This is a genomic window from Candidatus Nanopusillus massiliensis, from assembly GCF_920984865.1.
The window spans coordinates 511,075-511,855 of the sequence record NZ_OV100765.1 but is presented as its reverse complement, the minus strand read 5'-3'; the positions used below and the strand labels follow the sequence as shown (position 1 = coordinate 511,855).

The following is a 781-nucleotide window of genomic DNA, read 5'->3' as shown; positions in this document are numbered from 1 at the left end:
ATATTTGTTGATGATGATTATGATACAATAAAATATAAAATATTTAAATATGCATTTTCTGGTGGAAGAAGTACATNAGAAGAACATAGAAAATATGGAGGAAATCCTGATATTGATGTTTCATATTTTTGTTTATCTGTATTATTTGAAGAAGATGATAATAAATTAAAGGAAATAAGGGAGAAATATATTATGGGTGAATTAAAAACGAGGAGAATTGAAAGAATATACTGTTAATAAAATATGGGAATTGCTAAGTAAAATACAAGAAAGAAGAAAGAATATTAATATTGATAAGTTTATGTATGATGGAAAGTTAGCAAAGGAAATGTGGGAATGGNNNTTTAGAATATAAATGAAAATAAAAGAAAAACCAGAGGATTTTATTGTTGAAGAAATAATTGATTTAGATAAAAAGAAAGAGGGGGAAACATNNAGATATTTTTTAATGAGAAAAAGAAATATAAATACAATAAATGCAATTAAAATAATTGCAAGGAAATTACATATTTCAAAAAGAAAAATATATTTTGCAGGAGAAAAAGATAAAAATACATTATCAGANNAATATATTGCTATAAGAAATTTTAATGATTTTAAAGATGAATATAATTTTGGGAATGTATATTTAAAATATGTAGCACATTTATGAACCACTAAAGATTTCTGATATAAAATATAACTATTTTAGAATAACTATAAGAGAATTAAGCAATGAAGAAATTAATATATTCAATAAAAATATAGAAACATTTGATAAATATTATTTCAATTATTTTGA

The 781-nt window shown here is 21.2% G+C and carries 1 protein-coding gene; it reads left to right on the top strand.

Annotated features, from left to right (window positions below):
- Window positions 1-355 precede the first annotated feature (355 nt).
- Entirely contained in the window at window positions 356-652 is a 297-nt protein-coding gene (gene truD / locus LUA84_RS04485) for a tRNA pseudouridine(13) synthase TruD (protein ID WP_256443551.1), read from the top strand.
- Window positions 653-781: the final 129 nt, after the last annotated feature.